At 71.7% G+C, this 22,612-nt stretch carries 18 protein-coding genes; 11 read left to right on the plus strand and 7 right to left on the minus strand.

What is annotated here, in order from left to right:
* Positions 1 to 146 precede the first annotated feature (146 nt).
* From CFW40_RS38970 to CFW40_RS20645, 4 genes are all read right to left on the minus strand, one after another.
* Entirely contained in the window at positions 147 to 254 is a 108-nt protein-coding gene (locus CFW40_RS38970) for a putative leader peptide (protein ID WP_350252853.1), read from the minus strand.
* Between the two features lie 251 nt (positions 255 to 505).
* On the minus strand, positions 506 to 1,207 hold the full coding sequence (locus tag CFW40_RS20635; RefSeq protein ID WP_176956437.1) for a DUF2993 domain-containing protein: 702 nt from the start codon (positions 1,205 to 1,207) through the stop codon (positions 506 to 508).
* Positions 1,208 to 1,406: 199 nt separating this feature from the next.
* On the minus strand, positions 1,407 to 2,837 hold the full coding sequence (locus CFW40_RS20640; protein ID WP_088799281.1) for a hypothetical protein: 1,431 nt from the start codon (positions 2,835 to 2,837) through the stop codon (positions 1,407 to 1,409).
* A 10-nt stretch (positions 2,838 to 2,847) separates the two neighbouring features.
* The gene (locus CFW40_RS20645; RefSeq protein ID WP_088799282.1) at positions 2,848 to 3,093 is read right to left on the minus strand and encodes a MoaD/ThiS family protein; all 246 of its coding nucleotides are present in this window, start codon (positions 3,091 to 3,093) and stop codon (positions 2,848 to 2,850) included.
* Between the two features lie 207 nt (positions 3,094 to 3,300).
* On the opposite strand from CFW40_RS20645, the gene CFW40_RS20650 reads away from it, so the two are divergent.
* The 7 genes from CFW40_RS20650 to CFW40_RS20680 all read left to right on the plus strand — a co-directional run bounded on the left by CFW40_RS20650 (position 3,301) and on the right by CFW40_RS20680 (position 13,721).
* Positions 3,301 to 5,034: an ABC transporter ATP-binding protein gene (locus CFW40_RS20650; protein WP_088799283.1), complete on the plus strand. Its 1,734-nt coding sequence runs from the start codon at positions 3,301 to 3,303 to the stop codon at positions 5,032 to 5,034.
* Between the two features lie 113 nt (positions 5,035 to 5,147).
* Positions 5,148 to 7,049, plus strand: coding sequence for an ABC transporter ATP-binding protein (locus CFW40_RS20655; protein ID WP_176956668.1), 1,902 nt, complete (start codon positions 5,148 to 5,150; stop codon positions 7,047 to 7,049).
* 1,030 nt (positions 7,050 to 8,079) lie between these two features.
* Positions 8,080 to 8,934, plus strand: coding sequence for a response regulator transcription factor (locus CFW40_RS20660; protein ID WP_088799285.1), 855 nt, complete (start codon positions 8,080 to 8,082; stop codon positions 8,932 to 8,934).
* Between the two features lie 79 nt (positions 8,935 to 9,013).
* Positions 9,014 to 10,039 (plus strand): LacI family DNA-binding transcriptional regulator, encoded by a 1,026-nt coding sequence (locus tag CFW40_RS20665; RefSeq protein ID WP_088799286.1) that lies wholly within the window; start codon positions 9,014 to 9,016, stop codon positions 10,037 to 10,039.
* Positions 10,040 to 10,154: 115 nt separating this feature from the next.
* Entirely contained in the window at positions 10,155 to 11,264 is a 1,110-nt protein-coding gene (locus tag CFW40_RS20670; protein ID WP_088802251.1) for a S1C family serine protease, read from the plus strand.
* 211 nt (positions 11,265 to 11,475) lie between these two features.
* Positions 11,476 to 12,213: a response regulator transcription factor gene (locus tag CFW40_RS20675; RefSeq protein WP_088799287.1), complete on the plus strand. Its 738-nt coding sequence runs from the start codon at positions 11,476 to 11,478 to the stop codon at positions 12,211 to 12,213.
* Positions 12,210 to 13,721: a HAMP domain-containing sensor histidine kinase gene (locus CFW40_RS20680; protein ID WP_088799288.1), complete on the plus strand. Its 1,512-nt coding sequence runs from the start codon at positions 12,210 to 12,212 to the stop codon at positions 13,719 to 13,721. Before CFW40_RS20675 ends, CFW40_RS20680 begins: the two co-directional genes overlap by 4 nt.
* A 135-nt stretch (positions 13,722 to 13,856) precedes the next feature.
* Here the strand turns inward: CFW40_RS20680 and CFW40_RS20685 are convergent, their stop codons facing one another.
* A complete protein-coding gene (locus tag CFW40_RS20685) occupies positions 13,857 to 15,251 on the minus strand; it encodes a DUF2993 domain-containing protein (RefSeq protein WP_088799289.1) in 1,395 nt (464 codons plus the stop codon).
* Positions 15,252 to 15,653: 402 nt separating this feature from the next.
* Between CFW40_RS20685 and CFW40_RS20690 the strand changes: the two genes are divergently transcribed.
* The gene (locus tag CFW40_RS20690; protein ID WP_088799290.1) at positions 15,654 to 16,412 is read left to right on the plus strand and encodes a MerR family transcriptional regulator; all 759 of its coding nucleotides are present in this window, start codon (positions 15,654 to 15,656) and stop codon (positions 16,410 to 16,412) included.
* Positions 16,413 to 16,499: 87 nt separating this feature from the next.
* Here CFW40_RS20690 and CFW40_RS20695 read toward each other — a convergent pair whose 3' ends face one another.
* Entirely contained in the window at positions 16,500 to 18,317 is a 1,818-nt protein-coding gene (locus CFW40_RS20695; RefSeq protein ID WP_088799291.1) for a bifunctional UDP-sugar hydrolase/5'-nucleotidase, read from the minus strand.
* 246 nt (positions 18,318 to 18,563) lie between these two features.
* On the opposite strand from CFW40_RS20695, the gene mshD reads away from it, so the two are divergent.
* Complete coding sequence (gene mshD / locus CFW40_RS20700; protein ID WP_256331356.1) at positions 18,564 to 19,502, plus strand: mycothiol synthase; 939 nt, start codon at positions 18,564 to 18,566, stop codon at positions 19,500 to 19,502.
* 180 nt (positions 19,503 to 19,682) lie between these two features.
* Here the strand turns inward: mshD and CFW40_RS20705 are convergent, their stop codons facing one another.
* Positions 19,683 to 20,300, minus strand: coding sequence for a GNAT family N-acetyltransferase (locus CFW40_RS20705; protein ID WP_088799293.1), 618 nt, complete (start codon positions 20,298 to 20,300; stop codon positions 19,683 to 19,685).
* 94 nt (positions 20,301 to 20,394) lie between these two features.
* On the opposite strand from CFW40_RS20705, the gene CFW40_RS20710 reads away from it, so the two are divergent.
* Together CFW40_RS20710 and CFW40_RS20715 are read left to right on the plus strand one after the other, a co-directional pair.
* Entirely contained in the window at positions 20,395 to 21,570 is a 1,176-nt protein-coding gene (locus CFW40_RS20710) for an ATP-binding cassette domain-containing protein (RefSeq protein ID WP_088799294.1), read from the plus strand.
* Positions 21,567 to 22,607, plus strand: coding sequence for an ABC transporter permease subunit (locus CFW40_RS20715; RefSeq protein ID WP_088799295.1), 1,041 nt, complete (start codon positions 21,567 to 21,569; stop codon positions 22,605 to 22,607). The genes CFW40_RS20710 and CFW40_RS20715 overlap by 4 nt, the downstream gene beginning before the upstream one ends.
* Positions 22,608 to 22,612: the final 5 nt, after the last annotated feature.

Below are 22,612 nucleotides of genomic sequence, written 5' to 3' on the forward strand. Positions count from 1 at the left end.
CACGCGGGTAGGCCGGGCGGGCGCCGGTGACTTCCGGACGGGGTTCCGGGGCGGCGCTGCGCCGGGACGCGTGAGGGTGCGGCCGCAGTGGCCGGCCGGGCTGGGGACACCTGCCGGCAGGAGCCGGGAGAGGGTCGAAGAGCCCGTCAGACAGGGCGACAGAGCATGGCGGCGACGCGGCACAGGTCTACTGCCCGCCGCTTCGTCAGTACCGCACGTCCCCGCGGACGGAGACCGCTCAATGAGCTCTGCATGGCACCGATCGTAGGGACGCGGAGCGGGGCGTGTCACCGGCGTGTCGAATGGCGAGACGCGTTTGTCCGCAATGTGGGATCGGTGGTGTCGCCACCTAGGGCTCACGAGCCCCGGGCGTCCGTACGCCGGTGGGGGGTCTGGCGTACGGACTCGGTCGTCTCAGGAAGTGGACGAGGGGTGGATCGGCCGGTGGATCGGCCGGCGGATCGGTGCCGGTGGGCCGGTGGGGCGGCCCGCCGCGGACGTCCGGTCAGCCGGGAAGCTTGACGTCCTTGCCGGCAGCGGAGATCGACAGCCCCTCGGGCGTGGTCACGACCTTCTCCAGCTTCAGGTTGCCGGGCAGCTGGTCCAGCTTCCAGTCGTGGTCGGTCTGGGAGCGCACCTTGCTCTCACAGCCCGGCAGGGCCCGGCACACCGCCGGGAGCCCGTCGGCGCGCAGCCGGACGGTGTTGCCGCCCACGATCGTGATGGAGCCGGTCACGTCCAGCGAGCTGAGGACCGGGATCTTCGGCGAGATCTTGACCTGGCCGCGGCCGCCCTTCTGCCCGCCGTAGCCGATCGTGACGCCGCCGCCCGCCGCCTGGGTCAGGTCGGCGTAGTTGATCCGGGCGTTGCCGGTCGCCGTGGCGGCGCTCTCGATCGAGGTGTAGTCGCTGGTCAGCCCGACCTCGTGGAACTGCGCCGAGAGCCGGTCGATGCGCAGCGCATGCCCCTGGGCGCGGGCCTCGATCCCCCCGAGCTCGGCGTCCACCTCGTCGAGGCTGCGGCCGGCGACCTGGGTCAGGAACGGGAAGCCCTTGATCGAGACCTCCGGGGTCTTGTCGAGCCCCTGGCTGCTGCGGATCTTGTCCGCGGCCTTGTCCTCGACCAGGTTCACCGCCACCCGGTCGGCGGCGACGAACAGGCCGCCGAATATGACGAGGACGACCAACAGCACACGTAGTGCACGCATCGAACCACTTCCCCCACACCTGGGCCGGATTCCGGCCGTGTCCGTGCAGGCCCCCTGCCTGCGCTCCGGGGAGCCTAGACGACGTGGTCCGGGAAACGGCAGCGGCGGCCGCCGGAACGCGCCAGGGACGCTTCCGGCGGCCGCCGCCCGGTGCCGCTCACGGCATCGAGGGGGTCCGGGGGTCAGGGGGAGACACCCCCTAACCCAGCGCCCGCCCCAGGACGTACACCGCGGGCGCGGCCAGCGCCAGCGGCAGGGCCACGCCCGCCGTCAGGTGGACGAAGCGGGACGGGTAGTCGTAGCTGGCCACCCGCAGGCCGATCAGGGCACAGCCGCCGGCCGCCAGGCCCAGCAGCGCACCGGACGCGCCGAGGCCGGTCAGCTGCCCGGCCGCGATACCGGCGCCCGCGGCGGCCACCAGGCAGATGGCGATCGAGGCCGCGGAGGGCAGCGGCAGCGCACGGGCGAGGGTGGCCACCGCGACCGCGCAGGCGCCTGCCACCACCGCCTGCGGGCTCGCCGCGAGGTGGCCGGCGGCCAACACCGCGAGCGCGGACGAGGTCAGACCGGCGGTCAGCGCGTACATCCGCTCGTCGGCGCTGCTGCGATTGCGCAGTTGCAGGACGAGGACGAGCAGGCACCACACCCCGAGCGTGCCGATGCCGACCAGCGGCGCGCTCGCGCGGTCGGTGGCGAGCAGCGCGACATCGGTGGTCAGGCCGCCCAGGAAGGCGAGCGCGATGCCCTGGCGGGCCGGCCACATGCCGTTGAGCCGGAACCAGCCGGCGGCGGTGACGGCCTGCAGCAGCGCCACCGGTACGGCGAGCACCGGGCGGCCCAGCGACGCGGTCAGGGCCAGCAGCAGGGCGAGCCCGGCGGTCAGCGCGGCCGGCTGGATCCCGGGCGGGATGATCGGCGAGCGGCCCTCGGCGCGGGCGCGCTGGTTGGGGGCGAGTGGCGCGGAGGAGACCGACGCGGTGGAGACCGGGGCGGTGGAGACCGGCGCGCTCGCGGCCGGTGCGGGGGCGGCCGCCGGCCGGGCCTGCTGGGCCTGCTGGGGGTGTTGCGGGTGCCGGCGGGCGTACGGCTCGTCCGCCGGGCGGGCGGTCTGGTGCTGGAGGGGCAGCGGCGCGGTCTCCGCCGGGTGCGGGGCGCCGTAGCCGTCCTGACCGTGGGCCGGCCGCTGCGGCTGCGGCTGGTGTGGTTGCTGCGGCTGCCGGTGCTGCTGCGGCTGCTGCTGTCCGTAGGCGTCGTACCCGTACTGGCCGCGCCCGTACGGGTCACGTCCGTAGGGGTCGGACCCCGGCCGGCCGCGCCCGTGCGTGCCCTGCCCGTACTGCTCGGGCCTCGGCTGCTGCTGCGCATAGGGGTCGTAGGCCTGCTGACCCTGCCCGTAGGGGGACGGCTGCCCGTGCGCCGCCTGCTGCCCGTGCGCCGCCTGCTGCCCGTGCGGCTGCTGCTGTCCGTAGGAAGCCTGTCGCTCGTACGGCGCCTGCTGCCCGTAGGGGGCCTGCGCGGACTGAGGTGCCTGCTGCCCGTAGGGAGTCTGCTGCCCGTAAGGGGCCTGCTGGGCGTAGGGGTCGTGCGGCTCGTACGGCTGCCGGTGCTGCTGCGGCTGGTTGTCGCTCATGGTCGTGTGTTCACCCTCCCGCGAACGGCGGCAGGACCTCGACGGTGCCGCCCTCGGCCAGCGGCACCGCCCGGTGGTCACGGGTGCCGACCGGATCGCCGTCCACCAGGAATGAGCAGCGCAGCAGGACGCGCGCGAACTCGGGGTTCGCGGCATGCGCCGTGCGCGCCGCGTCGAGCGCTTCGGCGAGCGTCGCGGCCGCATACGGCTCCTCTGCCGTGCCGGCGGCGGCCTTGGCCGCGGCCCAGTAGCGCACGGTGCCAGTTGTTGTCACGGCGGCCTCTTCGTCGTGTCGGTCGGGGGACGCCCCCGTCTTGGAGGGACCCCGTCGTTGCCGCCTCCATGATGGCCTACGCGGCGGGTGATCCGGCTCCGGGCAAGTTCTGGCAAAGGCTCCACGGCCGTGCAGGACGTACGCCGGAAATTCGATTGCCGTGGGCAAGTGTTCGCCTAGGCTCATGTCGTGTTGGTCCGACTCGCACGGGCGCATTTGCGGCCCCACCGGCGCTCGATATCCGTGATCGTGCTGCTTCAGCTGATCCAGACCCTGGCAACCCTCTATCTGCCCACCCTCAACGCCGACATCATCGACAACGGTGTCGTGAAGGGGGACACGGGCTACATCCTCGGCGTCGGCGGTTTCATGGTCACCGTCACCCTGCTGCAGATCATCTGCGCGATCGGTGCCGTCTATTTCGGTGCCCGTACGGCCATGGCGCTCGGCCGGGACATCCGTGCCGCGGTCTTCGACCGGGTGCAGTCCTTCTCCGCCCGCGAGATGGCCACCTTCGGCGCGCCGTCGCTGATCACCCGCACCACCAATGACGTCCAGCAGGTCCAGATGCTGGTGCTGATGACGTTCACGATGATGGTCTCGGCGCCGATCATGTGCGTCGGCGGCGTCATCATGGCGCTCAACCAGGACGTGCCGCTCTCCGGCCTCCTGTTGGCCATCGTCCCGGTCCTCGGGATTCTCGTCTCACTGATCGTGCGCCGGATGCGGCCGCTGTTCCGCGGGGTGCAGGAGCGCATCGACACCGTCAACCGCGTGCTGCGGGAGCAGATCACCGGCATCCGGGTCATCCGCGCCTTCGTCCGCGACCGGCACGAGCGCGAGCGGTTCGCCGGGGCCAGCACCGATCTCTACGAGGTGTCGCTCCGGGCCGGCCGGCTGATGTCGATGATGTTCCCGCTGGTCATGCTGATCGGGAACCTCTCCAGCGTGGCCGTCGTCTGGTTCGGCGGGCTGCGGATCGACAGCGGGTCCATGCAGATCGGCGCGCTGACGGCGTTCCTCAGCTACCTGATGTACATCCTGATGTCGATCATGATGGCGACGTTCATGGTGATGATGCTGCCGCGCGCCGAGGTCTGCGCCGAGCGCATCCAGGAGGTGCTGGGGACCGACTCCAGCGTCACTCCGCCCCAGCACCCCGTCACCGAACTCCGCCGCCACGGCGAACTGGAGCTGCGCGGCGTCGAGTTCCGCTTCCCCGGCGCCGAACAGCCGGTCCTCAAGGACATCTCGCTGATCGCCCGCCCCGGTGAGACCACCGCCGTCATCGGCTCCACGGGCTCCGGCAAATCGACCCTCCTGGGGCTCGTCCCGCGGCTGTTCGACGCGACCGGCGGCACGGTCCTGGTCGACGGCGAGGACGTCCGCACCCTCGACCAGGAGACGCTGGCCAGGGCCATCGGCCTGGTCCCGCAGAAGCCGTACCTCTTCTCCGGTACCGTCGCCACCAACCTGCGCTACGGCAACCCGGACGCCACCGACGACGAGCTGTGGCACGCCCTGGAGACCGCCCAGGCGCGGGACTTCGTCGAGCGGATGGAAGGCGGCCTGGACGCGCCCATCGCGCAGGGCGGCGGCAATGTCTCCGGCGGCCAGCGCCAGCGGCTGGCGATCGCCCGCGCCCTGGTGCGCCGCCCCGAGATCTACCTCTTCGACGACTCCTTCTCCGCGCTGGACTACGCGACGGACGCCGCGCTGCGGGCCGCGCTCTCCCGCGAGACCGACCGCGCGACGGTGGTGATCGTCGCCCAGCGCGTCGCCACCATCCGCGGCGCCGACCGGATCGTCGTCCTCGACGAAGGCCGGGTCGTCGGCACCGGCACCCACACCGAGCTGATGGCCGGCAACGAGACCTACCGGGAGATCGTGCTCTCCCAGCTCACCGAGCAGGAGGCGGCGTGACCACCGCGGACAAGGGGGCGGCCCCCCGTGCCGAGACCCCGGCGGCCACCGGGGAGACACCTCAGGCGGCCCCGAGACGAGGCCCGGCCCCCGCGGTCGGGCCCGCCCGGATGATGGGCGGCCAGCCCACCGAGAAGTCGATGGACTTCAAGGGCTCCGGCAAACGGCTGCTGGCCCAGATGCGGCCCGAGCGCGCCGTCATGTCCGTCGCGCTGGCGCTGGGCGTCCTGAGCGTGGCGCTCACGGTCGTGGGACCCAAGGTCCTCGGCCACGCCACCGACCTGATCATGTCCGGCATCATCGGCCGCCAGCTGCCCGACGGCCTCACCAAGGCCCAGGCGGCGGATCAGCTGCGCGCCCACGGCCAGGGCGGTCTCGCCGACATGATCGCCGCGATGCCGGTCGTCCCCGGCCACGGCATCGACTTCGGCGCCGTCGGCCGGATCCTGCTCTGGGTCACCCTGATCTACGTGGGCGCCTCGCTGTTCGGCTTCGTCCAGGCCAGGATCGCCACCCGCGTCGTCCAGCGCACGGTCTTCCGCCTGCGCGAACAGGTCGAGGAGAAGCTGGCGCGGCTGCCGCTGAGCTACTTCGACCGGCAGCAGCGCGGTGAAGTCCTCTCCCGGGCGACCAACGACATCGACAACATCCAGCAGACGCTGCAGCAGACCCTCAGCCAGATCGTGGCCTCGCTGCTGACCATCGTCGGGGTGCTGGGCGTGATGTTCTGGATCTCGTGGCTGCTGGCGCTGGTCGCCCTGGTCACGGTCCCGGTCTCCGTCGTCGTCGCCACCAAGGTCGGCAAGCGCGCCCAGCCGCAGTTCGTCCAGCAGTGGAAGACCACCGGCAAGCTCAATGCGCACATCGAGGAGATGTACACCGGCCACAGCCTGGTGAAGGTCTTCGGCCGCCAGCGGGAGTCCGCCGAGCTGTTCAGCGAACAGAACGAGGCCCTGTACGCCGCCGGTTTCAAGGCCCAGTTCATCTCCGGGATCATCCAGCCCGCGATGATGTTCATCGGCAACCTCAACTACGTCCTGGTGGCCGTGGTCGGTGGCCTCCGCGTCGCCTCCGGCGCCCTGTCCATCGGCGACGTCCAGGCCTTCATCCAGTACTCCCGGCAGTTCAGCCAGCCGCTCACCCAGGTCGCCTCGATGGCCAACCTCGTCCAGTCCGGTGTCGCCTCCGCCGAGCGGGTCTTCGAACTCCTCGACGCCGAGGAGCAGGGCCCCGACCCCGAGCGGCCGGCCCGGCCCGACCGCATCGAGGGCCGGGTCGCGTTCGAGGACGTCTCCTTCCGCTACGCGGAGGAAAAGCCGCTCATCGAGAACCTGTCGCTGGCCGTCCACCCCGGCCAGACGGTGGCGATCGTCGGTCCGACGGGCGCCGGCAAGACCACCCTCGTCAACCTCCTGATGCGCTTCTACGAGGTACGCGGCGGCCGGATCACCCTCGACGGCACCGACATCGCCGCGATGTCGCGCGAGGAACTGCGCGCGCACATCGGCATGGTCCTCCAGGACACCTGGCTCTTCGGCGGCACGATCGCCGAGAACATCGCCTACGGCGCCCCCGCGGGCACCCCGATGGACAAGATCGTGGCCGCCGCCCGCGCCACCCACGTCGACCGCTTCGTACGCACCCTGCCGGACGGTTACGACACGGTCCTCGACGACGAGGGCAGCAATGTCTCCGTCGGCGAGAAGCAGCTGATCACCATCGCCCGCGCCTTCCTCGCCGAACCCGCGATCCTCGTCCTCGACGAGGCCACCAGCTCGGTCGACACCCGCACCGAAGTCCTCATCCAGCACGCCATGGCCCAACTCCGCACCGGCCGCACCAGCTTCGTCATCGCCCACCGCCTCTCCACGATCCGCGACGCGGACGTCATCCTCGTCATGGAGAACGGCAACATCGTCGAACAGGGCTCCCACGAGGCCCTGTTGGCCGCGAACGGCGCGTATGCGCGCCTGTATGCGGCGCAGTTCGCGGAGGCGGTGGCGGAGACGGGGTGAGGCCCCTCCCACGTTTTTGGCTTTCCCGCCGTGGGGGTTGCTCGCCGTTTTTCGCCCGCTGCGCGGTGCGCCCGCCGTTGCGCCTGCGGCGGGCCGGGTCCGCTGCGCGGGGCTGTGGGTGCGGTGACGGACCTCCGGGGCAGGGGTGTGGGACTGCTTCGCTTTACGTCCCACACCCCTGCCCCTCCGGCCCGTCCCCTCCCGTGGAGGAGTAGGTAAACGTCGGTGGGGGCTGGCCACGGTGGTAGCCGATTTCCTCGTACCGACAAGGCGCACCGGACCACCCAGGCCCACCCCCACCGGCCTTCTTCCCACCCCCAACGGGAGGGGACGGGCCGGAGCGGGTGGGTGTCCGGACGTAAAGCGAAGCAGTCCGGACACCCACCCGCGCAGGCCCGTCACCGCACCCCGACAGCCCCGCGCAGCGGACCCCGCCCCGCGCAGCGGACCCGCCCGCCGCCAGGCGAAACGGCGGGCGCACCGCGCAGCGGGCGAAAAACGGCGAGCACCCCCACGGCGGGGCAGCCGAAAACGTGGGAAGCCAGTCCACATCGTGGGACGGCGCCCAGGAGAATTGCGTGGCCCCTCGACGCGTCGGCGAGGCCCCGTGCGGGTCGGTCCGTGCAACACGGCCGAGGAGGCCGGATCCCCTTCAGATGGGGCCCTGCCGGGGGTACGGGAGCCCCGGAAACGATCGCCGGCGGCGGTCAACACAGCGGCCCGCCGACCACCCGAAGTGACCGGAGAAACACAAAAAGCTGCAAACTCCGCCTCCGGTCGGGAGGCCAGGTGAGCTATTCTGCTGGGCAAGAAGGATCCGGGCAGCGTTGCCCCCGGATCCTTTTGTGCTTTCAGCCGCCCCCGTCGCGTGGCTGAGGGAACCGTACGAAGCAGTGCCGCAGACTCCCCCGGCCGAGGCCGGGAGCCCCGTCGCAGGGACCGAGGAGGAACCAGACGTCATGGGCGAGCGAAGCAGGCAGGACCGCACGCAGAGGATGGAACACCCCGAGATGCGGGTAGGTGGTCGGAGGTGAGTTCACTTCTGCTGCTGACCAACGCACTCCAGCCGTCGACGGAGGTGCTTCCCGCGCTCGGCCTGTTGCTGCACAGCGTCCGGGTGGCTCCCGCCGAGGGCCCGGCTCTCATCGACACCCCAGGCGCCGACGTCATACTGATCGACGGCCGCCGTGACCTCCCGCACGTTCGGTCGCTGTGCCAGCTGCTGCGGTCCACGGGGCCCGGCTGCCCGCTGGTCCTGGTCGTGACGGAGGGCGGACTCGCCGCCGTCAGCGCGGACTGGGGGATCGACGACGTACTGCTGGACACCGCGGGCCCCGCCGAGGTCGAGGCGCGGCTGCGGCTGGCGATGGGCCGCCAGCAGATCACCACCGACGACAGTCCGATGGAGATCCGTAACGGCGATCTCTCGGTGGACGAGGCGACCTACAGCGCGAAGCTGAAGGGGCGGGTCCTGGACCTGACCTTCAAGGAGTTCGAGCTGCTGAAGTACCTGGCGCAGCACCCGGGCCGGGTGTTCACCCGGGCCCAGCTCCTGCAGGAGGTGTGGGGCTACGACTACTTCGGCGGTACGCGGACGGTCGATGTGCACGTCCGGCGGCTGCGGGCCAAGCTAGGCCCCGAACACGAGTCGCTGATCGGCACGGTCCGTAACGTCGGCTACCGCTTCGTGACGCCGGAGAAGGTGGAGCGGGCGGCGGAGGCCAAGGCCAAGGAGGCCAAGGCCAAGGACGACGCGGTGAAGGCGGCGAAGCCCGCGCCGGACGCGGCGCCGGCCGAGCGCCGGGCGCCGGAGAGCGGTGACGGCTCCGGTAAGGCGGTCGCCGCCGGCGCGGACTCGCCCGACGTACGGGCCGGGCGCAGGTAGCGGGAGTGGTGCGGCAGGCCCGTGAACCCGCGGAGAACTGCCGCACACGCCCTTGCACCACCCGCGTAGACTGCCGCGCGTGGCCAAGGTGACGCGGGATGATGTGGCAAGACTGGCGGGTACCTCGACCGCTGTTGTCAGTTACGTCATCAACAACGGACCACGGCCGGTCGCTCCGGCCACGCGCGAGCGGGTGCTCGCCGCCATCCAGGAGCTCGGCTACCGGCCGGACCGTGTCGCGCAGGCGATGGCGTCCCGCCGTACCGACCTCATAGGCCTGATCGTGCCGGACACCCGGCAGCCGTTCTTCGCGGAGATGGCGCACGCCGTCGAACAGGCCGCCGCCGAGCGCGGAAAGATGGTCCTGGTCGGCAACGCCAACTATCTCGACGAGCGCGAGGTGCACTATCTGCGCGCCTTCCTCGGGATGCGGGTGTCCGGGCTGATCCTGATCAGCCAGGGGCCCAGTGAGCACGCCGCCGCCGAGATCGACGCCTGGGACGCCCGGGTGGTGCTGCTGCACCGCCGGCCGGACGCCATCGACGACGTCGCGGTGATGACCGACGACGTGTGGGGCGCGCAGCTGGCGACCCGGCATCTGCTGGAGCACGGCCATCCCTACGTCGCCTTCCTCGGCGGCACCGAGGAGACCCCGAAGTCCGGCGACCCGGTCACCGACCACGTCGAGGGCTGGCGGCGGGCCATGCTGGAGTCCGGGAAGTCCACGGACGGCCGCTACTTCCAGGCGCCGTACAACCGCTACGACGCCTACCAGGTCGCGCTGAAGCTGCTGGCGGGTCCGGACCGGCCGCCGGCCATCATGTGCGCGACGGACGACCAGGCGATCGGGGTGCTGCGGGCCGCCCGCGAGCTGCGGATCGATGTGCCCGGCGAGCTGGCGGTCGCGGGCTTCGACGATGTGAAGGAAGCCGGGCTGACCGATCCGCCGCTGACCACGGTCGCCTCGGACCGCCAGGCGATGGCGCGCGCGGCGGTGGATCTGGTGCTCGACGACGGGCTGCGGATCGTCGGTTCCCGGCGGGAGCGGCTGCGGCAGTTCCCGTCGCGGCTGGTGGTCCGGCGGTCCTGTGGCTGTGGCGGCTGAACGGGCCGGGACCTACCACTGATCCGGGCGTCTTTATATCGGTCATACCCTCTTCTGTCGGGTCTCTCAGGGCATTCTCAGGTCGTTCTCATGGACCGGCGGCAGAGTGATCTCCATGACCGAGAGCTACCGCCGAAGCGGCGATGAGGTGCCACAGGACCGGCCGTACGCGTACGGCAACGATTTCGGTGACGGCCATGGCGGCGACCATGGCCATGACTACGGCCGTCCGTACGGCCACGGGGCGGGCCAGGGGGTGCCGGGCGCCGGGGGCGCCGGGGAGCAGGCGTTTCCGCCGCCGCCTCCGTACGCACCCGAGCCGCGGCGGCGGGCCCGCCGGCCGGTCGCGCTGATCGCGGCGGTGGCACTCGTCTCCGGTCTCATCGGGGGCGGCAGCGCGGCGCTGATCGCCGGTGCCACCACCCAGGCGGTACAGAGCGGTCCCTCCACCCCGCTCGTCAACGCGGGCAAGCCCAGCGGCAGCGGCGTCTCGGGGGTGGCCAAGGCGGTCAGCCCGGCGATCGTGGAGATCAAGGCGCGGACCGGCAGCGGCGAGTCCACCGGCTCCGGTGTGGTCGTCACCAGCGGCGGGGAGATCGTCACCAATAACCATGTGGTGGCGGGGGCGCGCACGGCCGCGGTCACCTTCAGTGACGGCAGCCGGAAGACGGCCGAGGTCGTCGGCACCGACCCCGGCAAGGACCTGGCGCTGATCAAGGTGCGCGGCGCCAAGGGCCTGACCGCGGCCTCGCTCGGCGACTCCGACAAGATCACGGTTGGCGACCAGGTGGTGGCGATCGGCTCGCCCGAGGGCCTGACCGGGTCCGTGACCAGCGGAATCGTCTCCGCCCTCAACCGGGATGTCACCGTCCCCAAGGAGGAGGGCCAGGGGCAGGACCAGGGGCAGGGCGGGCCGGATGACGGCGGTGGCTGGCCGTTCGAGTTCGGCGGCAACCACTACAACGGCGACACCGGCTCCTCGAAGACCTCGTACAAGGCGATACAGACCGACGCCTCGCTCAACCCGGGCAACTCCGGTGGCGCCCTGATCAATATGCAGGGGCAGATCATCGGCATCAACTCGGCGATGTACTCGCCGAGTTCGGCGAGCAGCAGCACGGCCGGCAGCATCGGCCTCGGCTTCGCCATCCCGATCAACACCGTCAAGGACGACCTGGACGCACTGCGTGACGGCGGGAGCGGTGGCAGCAACAGCGGCGTCTGACCGCCCCCTCCCTTTCCCCCAGCGGTCGCCGGGACGTACCCCGGCGACCGCCGGCGCGTGCCGCCGGCGCGCCCCGGCTCCGCCCCGGTCCCCGTGCGGGACTCCCCGGATGCCGTCCGCGGCGCCCCTCTCGCGTCTCCCCCTGTCAGACGGCCCGCGCCGTGCAAGGCTGAGCACCAGCCGTTCCGTTTCCCACCCGAGGTAGTCACGCATGAGCCCCGCCGAGCACGGTGATCATCCCGCCCGCATCCTGATCGTCGACGACGAGCCCGCGGTCCGGGAGGCACTGCAGCGCTCACTGGTCTTCGAGGGGTACATCACCGAGCAGGCCGTGGACGGTCTCGACGCGGTCGAGAAGGTCGCGGCATTTGACCCCGAACTGATCGTGCTGGACGTCCTGATGCCCCGGATGGACGGGCTGACCGCCGCCCGCAGGCTGCGGGCGAACGGGACGCGGGTGCCGATCCTGATGCTGACCGCCCGTGACACGGTCGGCGACCGCGTCACGGGACTGGACGCCGGCGCCGACGACTACCTCGTCAAGCCCTTCGAGCTGGACGAGCTGCTGGCCCGGATCCGCGCGCTGCTGCGCCGCAGCTCGTATGCGGCACAGGCCGGTGCTCCGCCCGAGGAGGGCGAGACGCTGAGCCTGGGCGATCTGCGGATGGACCTGGCGACCCGCGAGGTGACCCGGGGCAGCCGGCAGGTCGAGCTGACCCGTACCGAATTCACCCTGCTGGAGATGTTCCTCGCGCATCCTCGGCAGGTCCTCACCCGTGAGCAGATCCTGAAGGCCGTATGGGGCTTCGACTTCGAGCCCACCTCCAACTCCCTCGACGTATACGTGATGTATCTGCGCCGCAAGACGGAAGCGGGCGGCGAGCCGCGGCTGGTGCACACCGTGCGGGGGGTCGGCTACGTCCTGCGCGCGGAGGGCGGCGCGGAATGACCGGCCCGGCCCCCGCGCACGGCGCACACGGCACGGGCTTTGCCCACAGCCGGCTCGGCGCCCGGATCGCGCGGCTGCCGTTGCGCTCGCGGCTGACCCTGCTCACCGCGGTGGCGGTGGCGGTGGCGGTGGCCGTCTCCGCCCTGGCCTGCTGGCTGCTCACCCGGGCCCAGCTGCGCGACGAGGTGGACAACTCGCTGCAGAACGTCGGCATCGCCGCGGGATATCTGCAGGAGACCTACACCGAATGCCGGCCCACCGACCCGACCGAGAGCAAGAACGCTCCGCCCTCGTACTTCAACGTCCAGATCGTCCAGGTCGACGGCTCACGCTGCATCGGGCCCAACTCCCAGCCCGTGCAGGTGCAGCGCTCGGACGTCGCCGTGGCGCAGGGCGTACAGCGCGACACCCTGCACGACGCGGTCACCCCCGACGGCACGGACGTCCGGGTGCTGACCAAGCACATCGGCGTCCAGGGAGTGCAGTTCGCGGTGTCCATCTCCCGTCCGCTGACCGAGGTCGACAGCGCGCTGAACCGCCTGGCGCTGCTGCTGGCGGCCGTCGCGGGGCTGGGCGTCATCGGCGCGGGCACGGCGGGACTGGTCATCGCGCGCTCCGGCCTCAAACCGGTGGACCGGCTGACCGGCGCCGTCGAACATGTCGCCCGGACCCAGGACCTGACCATCCGCATCCCGGCCGACGGCGAGGACGAGATCGCCCGGCTCTCCCGCTCCTTCAACGCCATGACCGCCGCGCTGGCCGCCTCCCGCGATCTCCAGCAGCAGCTGATCGCGGACGCGGGCCATGAGCTGCGTACGCCGCTGACCTCGCTGCGTACCAACATCGACCTGCTGGTGCGCAGCGAGCAGGCCGGCCGGCCGATCCCGGCGGCGGACAAGGCGGCACTGCTGGCCTCGGTGAAGGCGCAGATGGGGGAGTTGGCGGCGCTGATCGGCGATCTGCAGGAGCTGTCGCGGCCCCCGGCGCCGGGGCAGAGCGCCATCGAGGTCGTGGCGCTGCACGAGATCGTCGGCTCCGGGCTGCAGCGGGCCCGGCTGCGCGGCCCGTCCCTGACCATCGCGGCGGACCTCGCCCCCTGGTACGTACGGGCCGAGCCGGCCGCGCTGGAGCGGGCGGTGGTGAACCTGCTGGACAACGCGGTGAAGTTCAGCCCGCCCGGCGGCACCGTCGAGGTCCGGCTGGCGGGTGGCGAGCTGACCGTGCGCGATCACGGGCCGGGCATTCCGCAGGACGAACTGCCGCATGTCTTCGAGCGGTTCTGGCGCTCGCCGTCCGCCCGCAGCCTGCCGGGCAGCGGCCTGGGGCTGTCGATCGTGGCGCGTACGGCGGAACAGGCGGGCGGCGCCGTACGGCTGCGGTCAGCGGACCTCGGCGGCACGGAGGCGGTACTGACGCTGCCGGGCGCCGCGACGCCGCCGCCGGGGATACCGGAGCCGGGGATGCCGGAGCCGCCGAGGCCCCAGGGCCCGCCGCCGGAGGCGCAGTAAGGGCCAAGTCCCGGGAACGGAACGGAGCAAGGGCGGCGCCCCGGGAGCGCCGTAGGGGCGGCGTCCCCCAAGACGCCGCCCCTACGGCCCGCCCCTGCCGGGGTCGAGCCCTGACTTCTCTGCTTCCCTGCGTCTCTACTTCTTCTCCGCCGGCTTCTTCGCCGCGTCCCCGAACGGCAGGTTCGACCCCGAAAGGTCGGCGCGGATGCCGTCCCGTTCCACGGAGATGTGCCGCAGCCGGACGTCTCCGGGCGTCTTGGGGAGCTGGAAGGACAGCGACAGCCGGTCCGCGAGCTGCGGCTTGGTGAGGCCGGTCAGCGTGCCGAGGATCTTCGGGTCGATGCCCACCTTCTGCAGCAGCCAGGGGTGGTCCGCGACCACATCGACGAGATTGACCTTCATCAGGTGCTGGACGAAGCGCGGTGAACCGGTCAGCTCGTGCAGCTTCTCCTCGCTCTGCAGCGCTTCCTGGATGTACGGCTTGGGAATGCCGATCCGGTCGACGATCGCCGGGATGCTCAGCATCGCCTTGACCTTGGCGGCCTGCCGGCTGAGCTCGGCGGCGGTCTTGCGGGTCAGCCGCAGGCCCTCTTCCTTGCCGGTGCCGGGGCGGTAGACGGCGATGTCACCGATGTCCAGGCGCATACGGCTGATGTCGGTGGAGATGCCGCGGTCGCCGGCCCGCTGAATGCGCGCCTCGGCCCGTACCCGCAAATCGTGGCCGGCGATCGGCAGTTGACCGACCGCGCGCACGGAATTCGGGCCCATTTCGCTGAATTTCACCTGCGAGGCGCCCAGTTCGCGGTTCATGTCGTCGAAGGCCAGCAGCACGCTGCCGTGCATTTTCCCGATCGTGGCGCCCTTGATGGAGCTGGGCAGATCGCCGTCGAGACGTACGTCGTTGGCGGTGGCCTCGAATTTCGCCAGCGAAACCCGGTCGGCGGCCAGGTCGGGAATGGTGACCTTCACCTGGTCGACGCGCTTGTCCAAGACCTGGGTGAGGAACGGGAATCCCTCGATATCGACCTCGGGAGTGGCGTTCAGATGCAGGGCATCCTTCACCTTTTTTGCGGCAGCGTTCTGTGCGTACAGCACCGCGAACCGGTCGAAGAGCCCGAGGAAGGAGACGCCGACGAGGGCGGTGACCAGCAGCTTCAGGGCGAACGGTATGGCGGCGAACCGGCTGAGGCCGCGCTTCTTGCGGCGGTGGTTCGGCCGCTTCCAGGCCTCGCCGTCCGTCTCGTCGTCCGAGCGCAGGCCGAGCCCCAGCGGGTCGTCGCTGTCATCACGCTCATTGAGGTATGTGCGGCGGCGGGGAGCGTCGGCGGCGTCCAACGAGCCGGATCCCCACTCCGGTTCAAGCTCCGGCTCTGGGTCGGCGAGGGCCGCCAGATCCGCGTACGGGTTGACCATGCCAAGCTTTCTGGTGTCGCCCGTGGGGCCGTCCGGTTCGCCCGTCGCGGCGGTGTCGGAGTGCGGCCTGCTGACGGGCGTGGGCGAAGGTGAAGATATGCGTGTGGGGGTTCGCATTCGTACATCTGACCACGGGCGGGACCCTTGAATGCAAGTTGTACCGGCAGTAAGTCGGATACGCGAGGGTTGTCCCGCCGGTCTTGATAAAAATTTGCCGCGCTTGTGGGGTGACCTGAACGACCGTCACACCTCTTGGTGACCAAGCCGACATGCGCCTTGCAGGGGATCAGATCCGTCCGGGCCATCCGGCCCGCAAACCGAAGAGCGCAGTCATCCCATGACGTCGCACGAAGGCCGTTCCATGATCGTCATTGACCGGGCAACCGGCAAGAGGGGCGCGACGGTGGTGCGCCGGGATTCTGGGTGCGGGGACTTGAAGCTGCCGCAGCGGAAGCTCCTACCGTCCTGACCAGGGCCGGAAACACCGGCCCGGTGAAGCGTTCGTGAGGGGAGGCGGCGATGGCCTGGCCGACTGCGGAGGTCGCCCGGATGTCGGGCGTGACGGCTCGTACGCTGCGGCACTACGACGAGATCGGTCTGCTGCCGCCCGCCTGGACCGGTACCAACGGCCACCGCTACTACGAGGAAGGCGAGCTGCTGCGATTGCAGCAGATCCTCGTCCTGCGGGCGCTGGGGCTGGGGCTGCCCGCGATCGGCGAGGTTCTGTCCGCGCAGGTCGACGAGGTGGAGGCCCTGCGGGGCCACCACCGTCGCCTGCTCGCCGAGCGCGACCGGCTCGACGGCCTGGCCGGCACCGTCGCCCGCACGATCACCGAACTGGAGCATGCCAGGAGGGACGGCAGACCCATGACCATCAACCGACCGGAGAACCTCTTCGAGGGGATCCAGCCCGCCCAGTACCAGGCGACCTTGCACGGCTTCCCGGAGCTGGCCGAGGCGATCGACCGACACACCGCGACGATGAGCGACGACCAGATCGAGGCCGGACAGCGTGAGCGCACGGCCCAGATGGTCCGGCTGGCCGAGCTGATGGCCGCAGGCACCCCGGTCGACGCCGCACCCGTGCAGGCCGAGATCGACGCCCAGTACCGGGCGCTCACCGGAATCCGCCCCGTCTCCACCGAGGAGTACCGCGCGCTCGGGCGTGCCTGCGTGGAGAACGAGCCGTGGCGCGCGGCGTACGAGGCGATCGCGCCGGGCCTGGCCGCCTACCAGCGGGACGCCATCCTGGCGTACGCCACGACCCGGCTGAGCTGAGAAAACCGGGCCGCCGCCACGGGAACGGCCTGCGGCGGCGGCCCTGCGGTGGCGGCCCTGCGGTGTGCGCCGGCCGGCCGCCGCGGTCTACTTCACGACCGTGATCCGGTCCGCCTTCGGCGGGGTGAGGGGGCTGTCGGCCGAGGAGTGGGCGGTCAGGTAGCCGGTGAAGGCGTCCAGGTCGGAGGGGCCGACGTACTTGTTCTTGCCGTCCTTGAAGGCGGTGAAGCCGTCACCGCCGCCGGCCAGGAATTCGTTCATCGCGACGCGGTAGGTCTTGGCGGGGTCGAGGGCGGTGCCGTCGAGCTTCACCGAGTCCTTGACGATGCGGGCGGCGCCCGACTTGGTCATGTCGAGGGTGTAGGTGAGGCCCTTGGAGATCTGAAGGATCTTCGGGGAGGCCTCGTTGGGGCCGCTGACCTGCTGCTGAAGTGCGGTGAGGAGCTGGGCGCCGGTGAGGTCGACGACGTTCATCATGTTGGTGAAGGGCTGTACGGTGAACGCCTCCCCGTAGGTGACCACCCCGTCGCCCTCCGAGCCGGACGCCTTGAAGGCGAGGTCGGAGCGCACCCCGCCGGGGTTCATCAGGGCGAGCTGGGCGCCGCCCTTGTCGCCCGCCTTGGTGGCCTCCAGCTGGGCGTCGGCGATGACATCGCCGAGCGGTGACTCGGGGGCAGCGGCGCCGCGGCCCGCGATATCGGCGGAGATGTGGCCGACGGGACGGGCCGCGACCGGTGCGGCCAGCTTGTTCCAGCGGGTGATCAGCGACGTCATGTCCGCGGCCTTGGGCTGGGTGCGGTCGACGACGTGGTTGACCGCGCCGGGCGCCTTGACGCTGGTCCGCACGATGTCGCGGGTGCGGCGGTCGTAGGTCAGCGTGGTGTCGGTGTAGAGCTTGCCGTAGGACGCGGCGGAGGTGACGGTGCGCGGCCGGCCGGACGGGTCCGGGATGGTGCAGGCGTAGGCCTGGTGGGTGTGGCCGGTGACCAGCGCGTCGACCGCCGGGGTGACGTGCTTGGCGATGTCGGTGATCGGGCCGGAGATGCCGTCGCCGGGGCCGGGGCTGTCGCACCGGTAGTTGTACGAGGTGGAGGCGGGCAGACCGCCCTCGTGGATGAGGGCGACGATCGACTTCACGCCCTGCTTGTTCAGCACCTTGGCGTACTTGTTGATCGTCTCGACCTCGTCGTGGAACTTCAGGCCCTTGACGCCGTTGGCGCTGACGATGTTGGGGGTGCCCTCCAGCGTCACCCCGATGAAGCCGATCCTGACGCCCTTGTGCTTCCAGACGGTGTACGGCTTGAGCAGCGGCTTGCCGGTCTTCTCGTCCGTGACATTGGCGGCGAGGTACGGGAAGTCCGCGCCCCGGAACGTCTCGCCCTTCTCGTAGCAGCCGTCCTTGGGGTGGCAGCCGCCCTTCTGAAGGCGGGTCAACTCGGCCCGGCCCTCGTCGAATTCGTGGTTGCCGACCGAGGTGACGTCGAGGCCCAGCTTGTTCATCGCCTCGATGGTCGGCTCGTCGTGGAACAGCCCGGACAGCAGCGGGCTGGCCCCGACCAGGTCGCCGGCCGCGGCGGTGACCGAGTAGGGGTGGCCCTTACGGGCCGTCCGCAGGGACTGCGCCAGGTACTCCGCGCCGCCCGCCGGGATGCTCTTCTTGCTGCCGTCCGGCTGGGCCTCCTCGACCGTGCCGGAGGAGCCCTGCGGCGGTTCGAGATTGCCGTGGAAGTCGTTGAAGGAGAGCAGCTGCACATCGACGGTGCGGCCGGCGCGGGCGGAGTGGCCGGCGTCTCCGGTGTCGGCCCCGGCCGGCAGGGCGGTGGCGGTGAGCCCGGCGGCGGCCAGTACGGCGGCGCCGATCGTCAATCTTCGCAGGGCGCGGCCCCGTTGCGGTGTCGCTGGCATGTGTTCCCCTCCTGGATGGTCCTGAGCGGACGGCAGCTTATTGTCGACGCGCGTAGTGCAACAGGGGTTACCGGGTGACGAGCTGGTTGCCGGGCGGGTGGCGAGCCGGTTGTCGCGAAGGGTGGGGAACGCGGGTGGTGCCCCTCCGGGAACGCGGGTGGTGCCCCTCCGGGAACATGGGTGGTACCCCTCCGGGAACGTGGGTGGTGCCCCTCCGGGAACCCGACTGGGTCGTACGCTTCACACATGACTGACGCTGCACAGGAGATGGGCCGGGCCGGCCGCCGGATCCAGGTGGTCGACGAGCTCGCGCCGGAAGAGGCCACGGCCGTCGCCGAGCTGATCGAGCGGGCGGCCCGTACGGACGGGCAGCCCGCCGTGTCCGAGCAGGGGCGGCTGCAGCTGCGCGGGGGCGCGCGCCCCGGCGTACGCCATGTGCTGCTGTACCTGCCTGGCGACGAGGCCGAGGAGCTGGTCGCGTACGGGCAGCTGGAGGACACCGATCCGGTGGAGGCACCGGCCGCCGAGCTGGTGGTGCACCCGGGCTACCGCGGCCGCGGGCACGGCCGGGCCCTGGGCAGCGAGCTGCTGGAGCAGTCCGGGCGCCGGCTGCGGGTCTGGGCCCACGGCGGGCATCCGGCCGCCCGGCATCTCGCCCAGACCCTGGGGCTGACGATGTTCCGGGAGCTGCGCCAGATGCGGCGCTCGCTGACGGACCTGGAGCTGCCGGAGCCGGTGCTCCCCGAGGGGGTGTCCCTGCGGACCTTCCAGCCGGGCACCGATGACGAGGCCTGGCTGGAGGTGAACGCGGAGGCCTTTGCGCACCACCCGGAGCAGGGCTCGCTGATCCAGCGCGATCTGGACGACCGCAAGGGCGAGGCGTGGTTCGACCCCAAGGGCTTCTTCCTGGCGGAGAAGGACGGCCGGCTGGTCGGCTTCCACTGGACCAAGGTGCACGCCGACGAGGGCCTGGGTGAGGTCTATGTGCTCGGGGTGCGGCCGGGCGCCCAGGGCGGCGGCCTGGGCAAGGCGCTGACCTCGGTGGGGCTGCGGCATCTGGCCGGCCAGGGCCTGCCGACGGCGATGCTGTACGTGGACGCGGACAACTCGGCGGCGGTGAGCGTGTACGAGCGGATGGGTTTCGCCACGCACGAGACGGACCTGATGTACCGCTCGGAGACGTGAGACGGGGCGCAGAGGCGCGACCGCTCGGAGGCGTGCGACCGGACGGAGCGGCGAGACCGCTCGGAGAGGTGCGACCGGGCGGCGGATGAGCGAGTGGCGTACGAGCGCGCGCGGCGTATGACCGCTCACCCGCACGAACCTGCAGCGGGGGCGGGCCCACCGGGGTCCGCCCCCGCTGTGTCATTGCTGCTGCGCGCGCTCTTCCTGCTGCGCCCGCCACTCGCGCGCCAGCATCGCGTAGACGACCTCGTCGGACCATTCCCCGTCGAGGAATTCGTTCTCCCGCAGCTGGCCTTCCCGGCGCATGCCCAGCCGTTCCAGCACCCGGGCCGAAGCGGTGTTGCGCCCGTCCAACTCGGCCTGGATGCGGTGCAGGTGCAGCTCCTCGAAACCCAGCTTCAGCAGCGCCCGGCCCGCCTCCGTGGCGTAGCCGTGGCCGGCGTGGTCCGGGTGGAAGACGTAACCGATGCCGCCCTGGCGGTGGGTGCGGCTCTTCCAGAAGAAGGTGACGTCGCCGACCAGGGTGCCGCTCTCGCGGACGACGACGGCGAGCTGGAGGACGTCGCCGGACTCGCGCAGCGCGGTGCGGGTGGTCTTGGCGGTGACGGAGGCCCGGGACCCGGCCTCGTCGAGGGGGCCCCAGTAGAGGTAGCGGCAGACCTCGGGGCGGCGCTGGTAGGCGTGGATCGCGGCGAAATCGTCGTGGATGACCGGGCGCAGATCCAGGCGTTCGGTGCGTATCGGGTAGTCGGGGGTGTACGGCAGCGGCGGCGTCACGGGCGTGGGAAGCGGGGGCACGCCGGCAGCGTAGGCAGCGGAGGTTGACAGGTGCAGCCCATTTCCCCCACCCTTTCACTACTTAATTAGTGGAATGGCTCAGGGGGGGCGAGTGATGCGGCCAGTGGGTACGGATGAGGTGGCCGGCCGGGCCTCGGGGCGTACCGCCGTCGAGGCGATCGGCCTCGGCAGGCGCCACCGCCGCCGCTGGGCCCTGCGCGAGGGCACCTTCCGGCTGCCGGCCGGCCGTATCTGCGCACTGGTCGGGCCCAGCGGCGCCGGAAAGAGCACCCTGCTCTCGCTCCTCTCCGGCCTGACCCGCCCCAGCGAGGGGGCCGTACGGATCGGTGGCGAGGACCCGGCCGGCGCCGCGGCCCGCGCCCGGACCGCCCATGTCACCCAGGGCAAGCCGCTCTATCCGCGGCTGACGGTCGCCGAGACGCTGCGGATGGGCCGCGCGCTCAACCCCGGCCGCTGGAACGGGGCGTGCGCCGAACGGATCGTCCGGGAGGGCCGGCTGCCCCTCGACGCCCGGGCCGGCGCCCTCTCCGGCGGGCAGCGCACCCGCCTCGGGCTCGCCCTGGCCTTCGCCAGGAGCCCCGAACTCCTCCTCCTCGACGAGCCGTTGGCCGGGCTCGACCCGATCGCCCGGCACCGGTTCACCGCACTGCTGCTGGCCCAGGCCGCCGAGCACGGCACCACCGTCGTGCTGTCGTCGGACCTGCTCGCCGAGCTCGACGGGGTCTGCGACTACCTGCTGCTCCTGGGCGGCGGCCGGGTGCGGCTCGCGGGCGAGGTCGATGACGTCATCGGGGCGCACGCCCTGGTGATGGGGGCGCACCGGGACGGCGCGCTGCCGCCCGCGATCGCCGCGCACACGGTCGTCGAGACCCAGACGTCAGGGCGTCATTTCACCACCGTCGTACGGCGGAAGGGCACGGTCGCCGCCGGGCCCTGGGAGACCGCGGAACCGTCCCTGGAGGAACTTCTGCTGGCTTATCTGCGCGCGCCCGACGCGCCCGACGCGCCCCCGCTGATCGCGCCGGGCGCGGAGCCGGTCCCGGCGCGGCGGCGCCGCAGGCCCGGCAGCAATCCGGGAATCCCCGGGATGCCGCGCAACGGACCGCCCCGCCCGGCAGGCCGTACGGGCGGACGGAGCGGACGGAGCGGCTGGAGCGGATGGAACAGCCCGCCGGGCGGCGCGGCGGGCACCCGGCACGACCCGGGCACCCGGCACGACCCGCCGGGCACACGGCACGACCACCACAGCGGCAAGGGAGCGGCAGCATGACCACCACGGCACACCCCGGCACGAACGGGCGCGGCACAGCGGGCGATCCGGGCGGGACCCGGGAAGCGGGCCTGGCACCGCTGCGCGGTCTCGCCTGGCTGGTGTGGCGCCAGCACCGGCTGGTGTTCGGCGTGCTGCTGGCCGCGGCGGCCGGCGGCGCGGTCTGGTGCGCGGTGCTGCGCGGCCAGCTGGCCGGATTCATCGACGCCCACCACATCGCCGGCTGCTCGCAGATTTCCCTCGATCCGCGCTGCGCCCACACTCAGGAGGCGGTCACCACCTTCCGCGACACCTACGGCCCGTCCCTGAGGCTCGCCGAAATGGGCCTGGTGCTGCTGCCCGCCCTGGTCGGGCTGTTCCTCGGCGCCCCGCTGATCGCCCGCGAGCTGGAGGCCGGCACCCACAAGCTCGTCCTGACCCAGTCGGTCGGCCCGCTGCGCTGGCTGGCGGCGAAGATCAGCCTGCCCGCGCTGGTCGTCCTGACCGCCGCCACGGGGCTCTCGCTGGCCTACAGCTGGCTCTGGCAGGTCGCCGGCGACGAGGTCTCCGGCTTCTACTGGTACTCGACCCTCGGCTTCCACGCGCTCGGCCCGGTGCCGGTCGCCTACTCCCTGCTGGCCCTGGCGGTCGGCGCACTCGCCGGTCTGCTGCTGCGCCGCACGGTGCTGTCGATGGGCGTCACGCTCGCCGCCGTGGTGGCGCTGCAGGTGGTGCTGAGCCAGCTCAGGCCCTACCTGCTGCCGGTCGAGACGGCCAAGTTCCCCAGCGGCCGCCCGGCCCAGCTGCCGGACGACGCCTGGCTCGTCGGCCAGGGCAACTACACCCGCTCCGGCGAGCGGCTGCCCGACGTCCCCTGCGATCCGGCCCCCAGCTACCAGACCTGTCTGCGGCAGCACGATGTGGCCGGCCAGTACATGGACCACCACCCGGCGTCGCACCACTGGCCGCTGGCGTGGATCGAGGCCGGCATCGTGCTGGCGGTGGCGGCGGTGCTGACGGTGATCGCCTTCCGGGTGATGCGGCGCCGCCACGGCTGAACCGG

Origin of the sequence: Streptomyces sp. 2114.4 (assembly GCF_900187385.1) — a bacterium.
In the GTDB taxonomy this organism is placed as follows: domain Bacteria; phylum Actinomycetota; class Actinomycetes; order Streptomycetales; family Streptomycetaceae; genus Streptomyces; species Streptomyces mooreae.

Bases quoted from the DNA above. Each gene is read 5' to 3' on its own strand.
- CFW40_RS38970 (WP_350252853.1), bottom strand. From the start codon at position 254: ATGCAGAGCTCATTGAGCGGTCTCCGTCCGCGGGGACGTGCGGTACTG.
- CFW40_RS20635 (WP_176956437.1), bottom strand. From the start codon at position 1,207: ATGCGTGCACTACGTGTGCTGTTGGTCGTCCTCGTCATATTCGGCGGC.
- CFW40_RS20640 (WP_088799281.1), bottom strand. From the start codon at position 2,837: ATGAGCGACAACCAGCCGCAGCAGCACCGGCAGCCGTACGAGCCGCAC.
- CFW40_RS20655 (WP_176956668.1), top strand. From the start codon at position 5,148: ATGGGCGGCCAGCCCACCGAGAAGTCGATGGACTTCAAGGGCTCCGGC.
- CFW40_RS20670 (WP_088802251.1), top strand. From the start codon at position 10,155: ATGACCGAGAGCTACCGCCGAAGCGGCGATGAGGTGCCACAGGACCGG.
- CFW40_RS20675 (WP_088799287.1), top strand. From the start codon at position 11,476: ATGAGCCCCGCCGAGCACGGTGATCATCCCGCCCGCATCCTGATCGTC.
- CFW40_RS20680 (WP_088799288.1), top strand. From the start codon at position 12,210: ATGACCGGCCCGGCCCCCGCGCACGGCGCACACGGCACGGGCTTTGCC.
- CFW40_RS20685 (WP_088799289.1), bottom strand. From the start codon at position 15,251: ATGCGAACCCCCACACGCATATCTTCACCTTCGCCCACGCCCGTCAGC.
- CFW40_RS20690 (WP_088799290.1), top strand. From the start codon at position 15,654: ATGGCCTGGCCGACTGCGGAGGTCGCCCGGATGTCGGGCGTGACGGCT.
- CFW40_RS20695 (WP_088799291.1), bottom strand. From the start codon at position 18,317: ATGCCAGCGACACCGCAACGGGGCCGCGCCCTGCGAAGATTGACGATC.
- mshD (WP_256331356.1), top strand. From the start codon at position 18,564: ATGACTGACGCTGCACAGGAGATGGGCCGGGCCGGCCGCCGGATCCAG.
- CFW40_RS20710 (WP_088799294.1), top strand. From the start codon at position 20,395: ATGCGGCCAGTGGGTACGGATGAGGTGGCCGGCCGGGCCTCGGGGCGT.
- CFW40_RS20715 (WP_088799295.1), top strand. From the start codon at position 21,567: ATGACCACCACGGCACACCCCGGCACGAACGGGCGCGGCACAGCGGGC.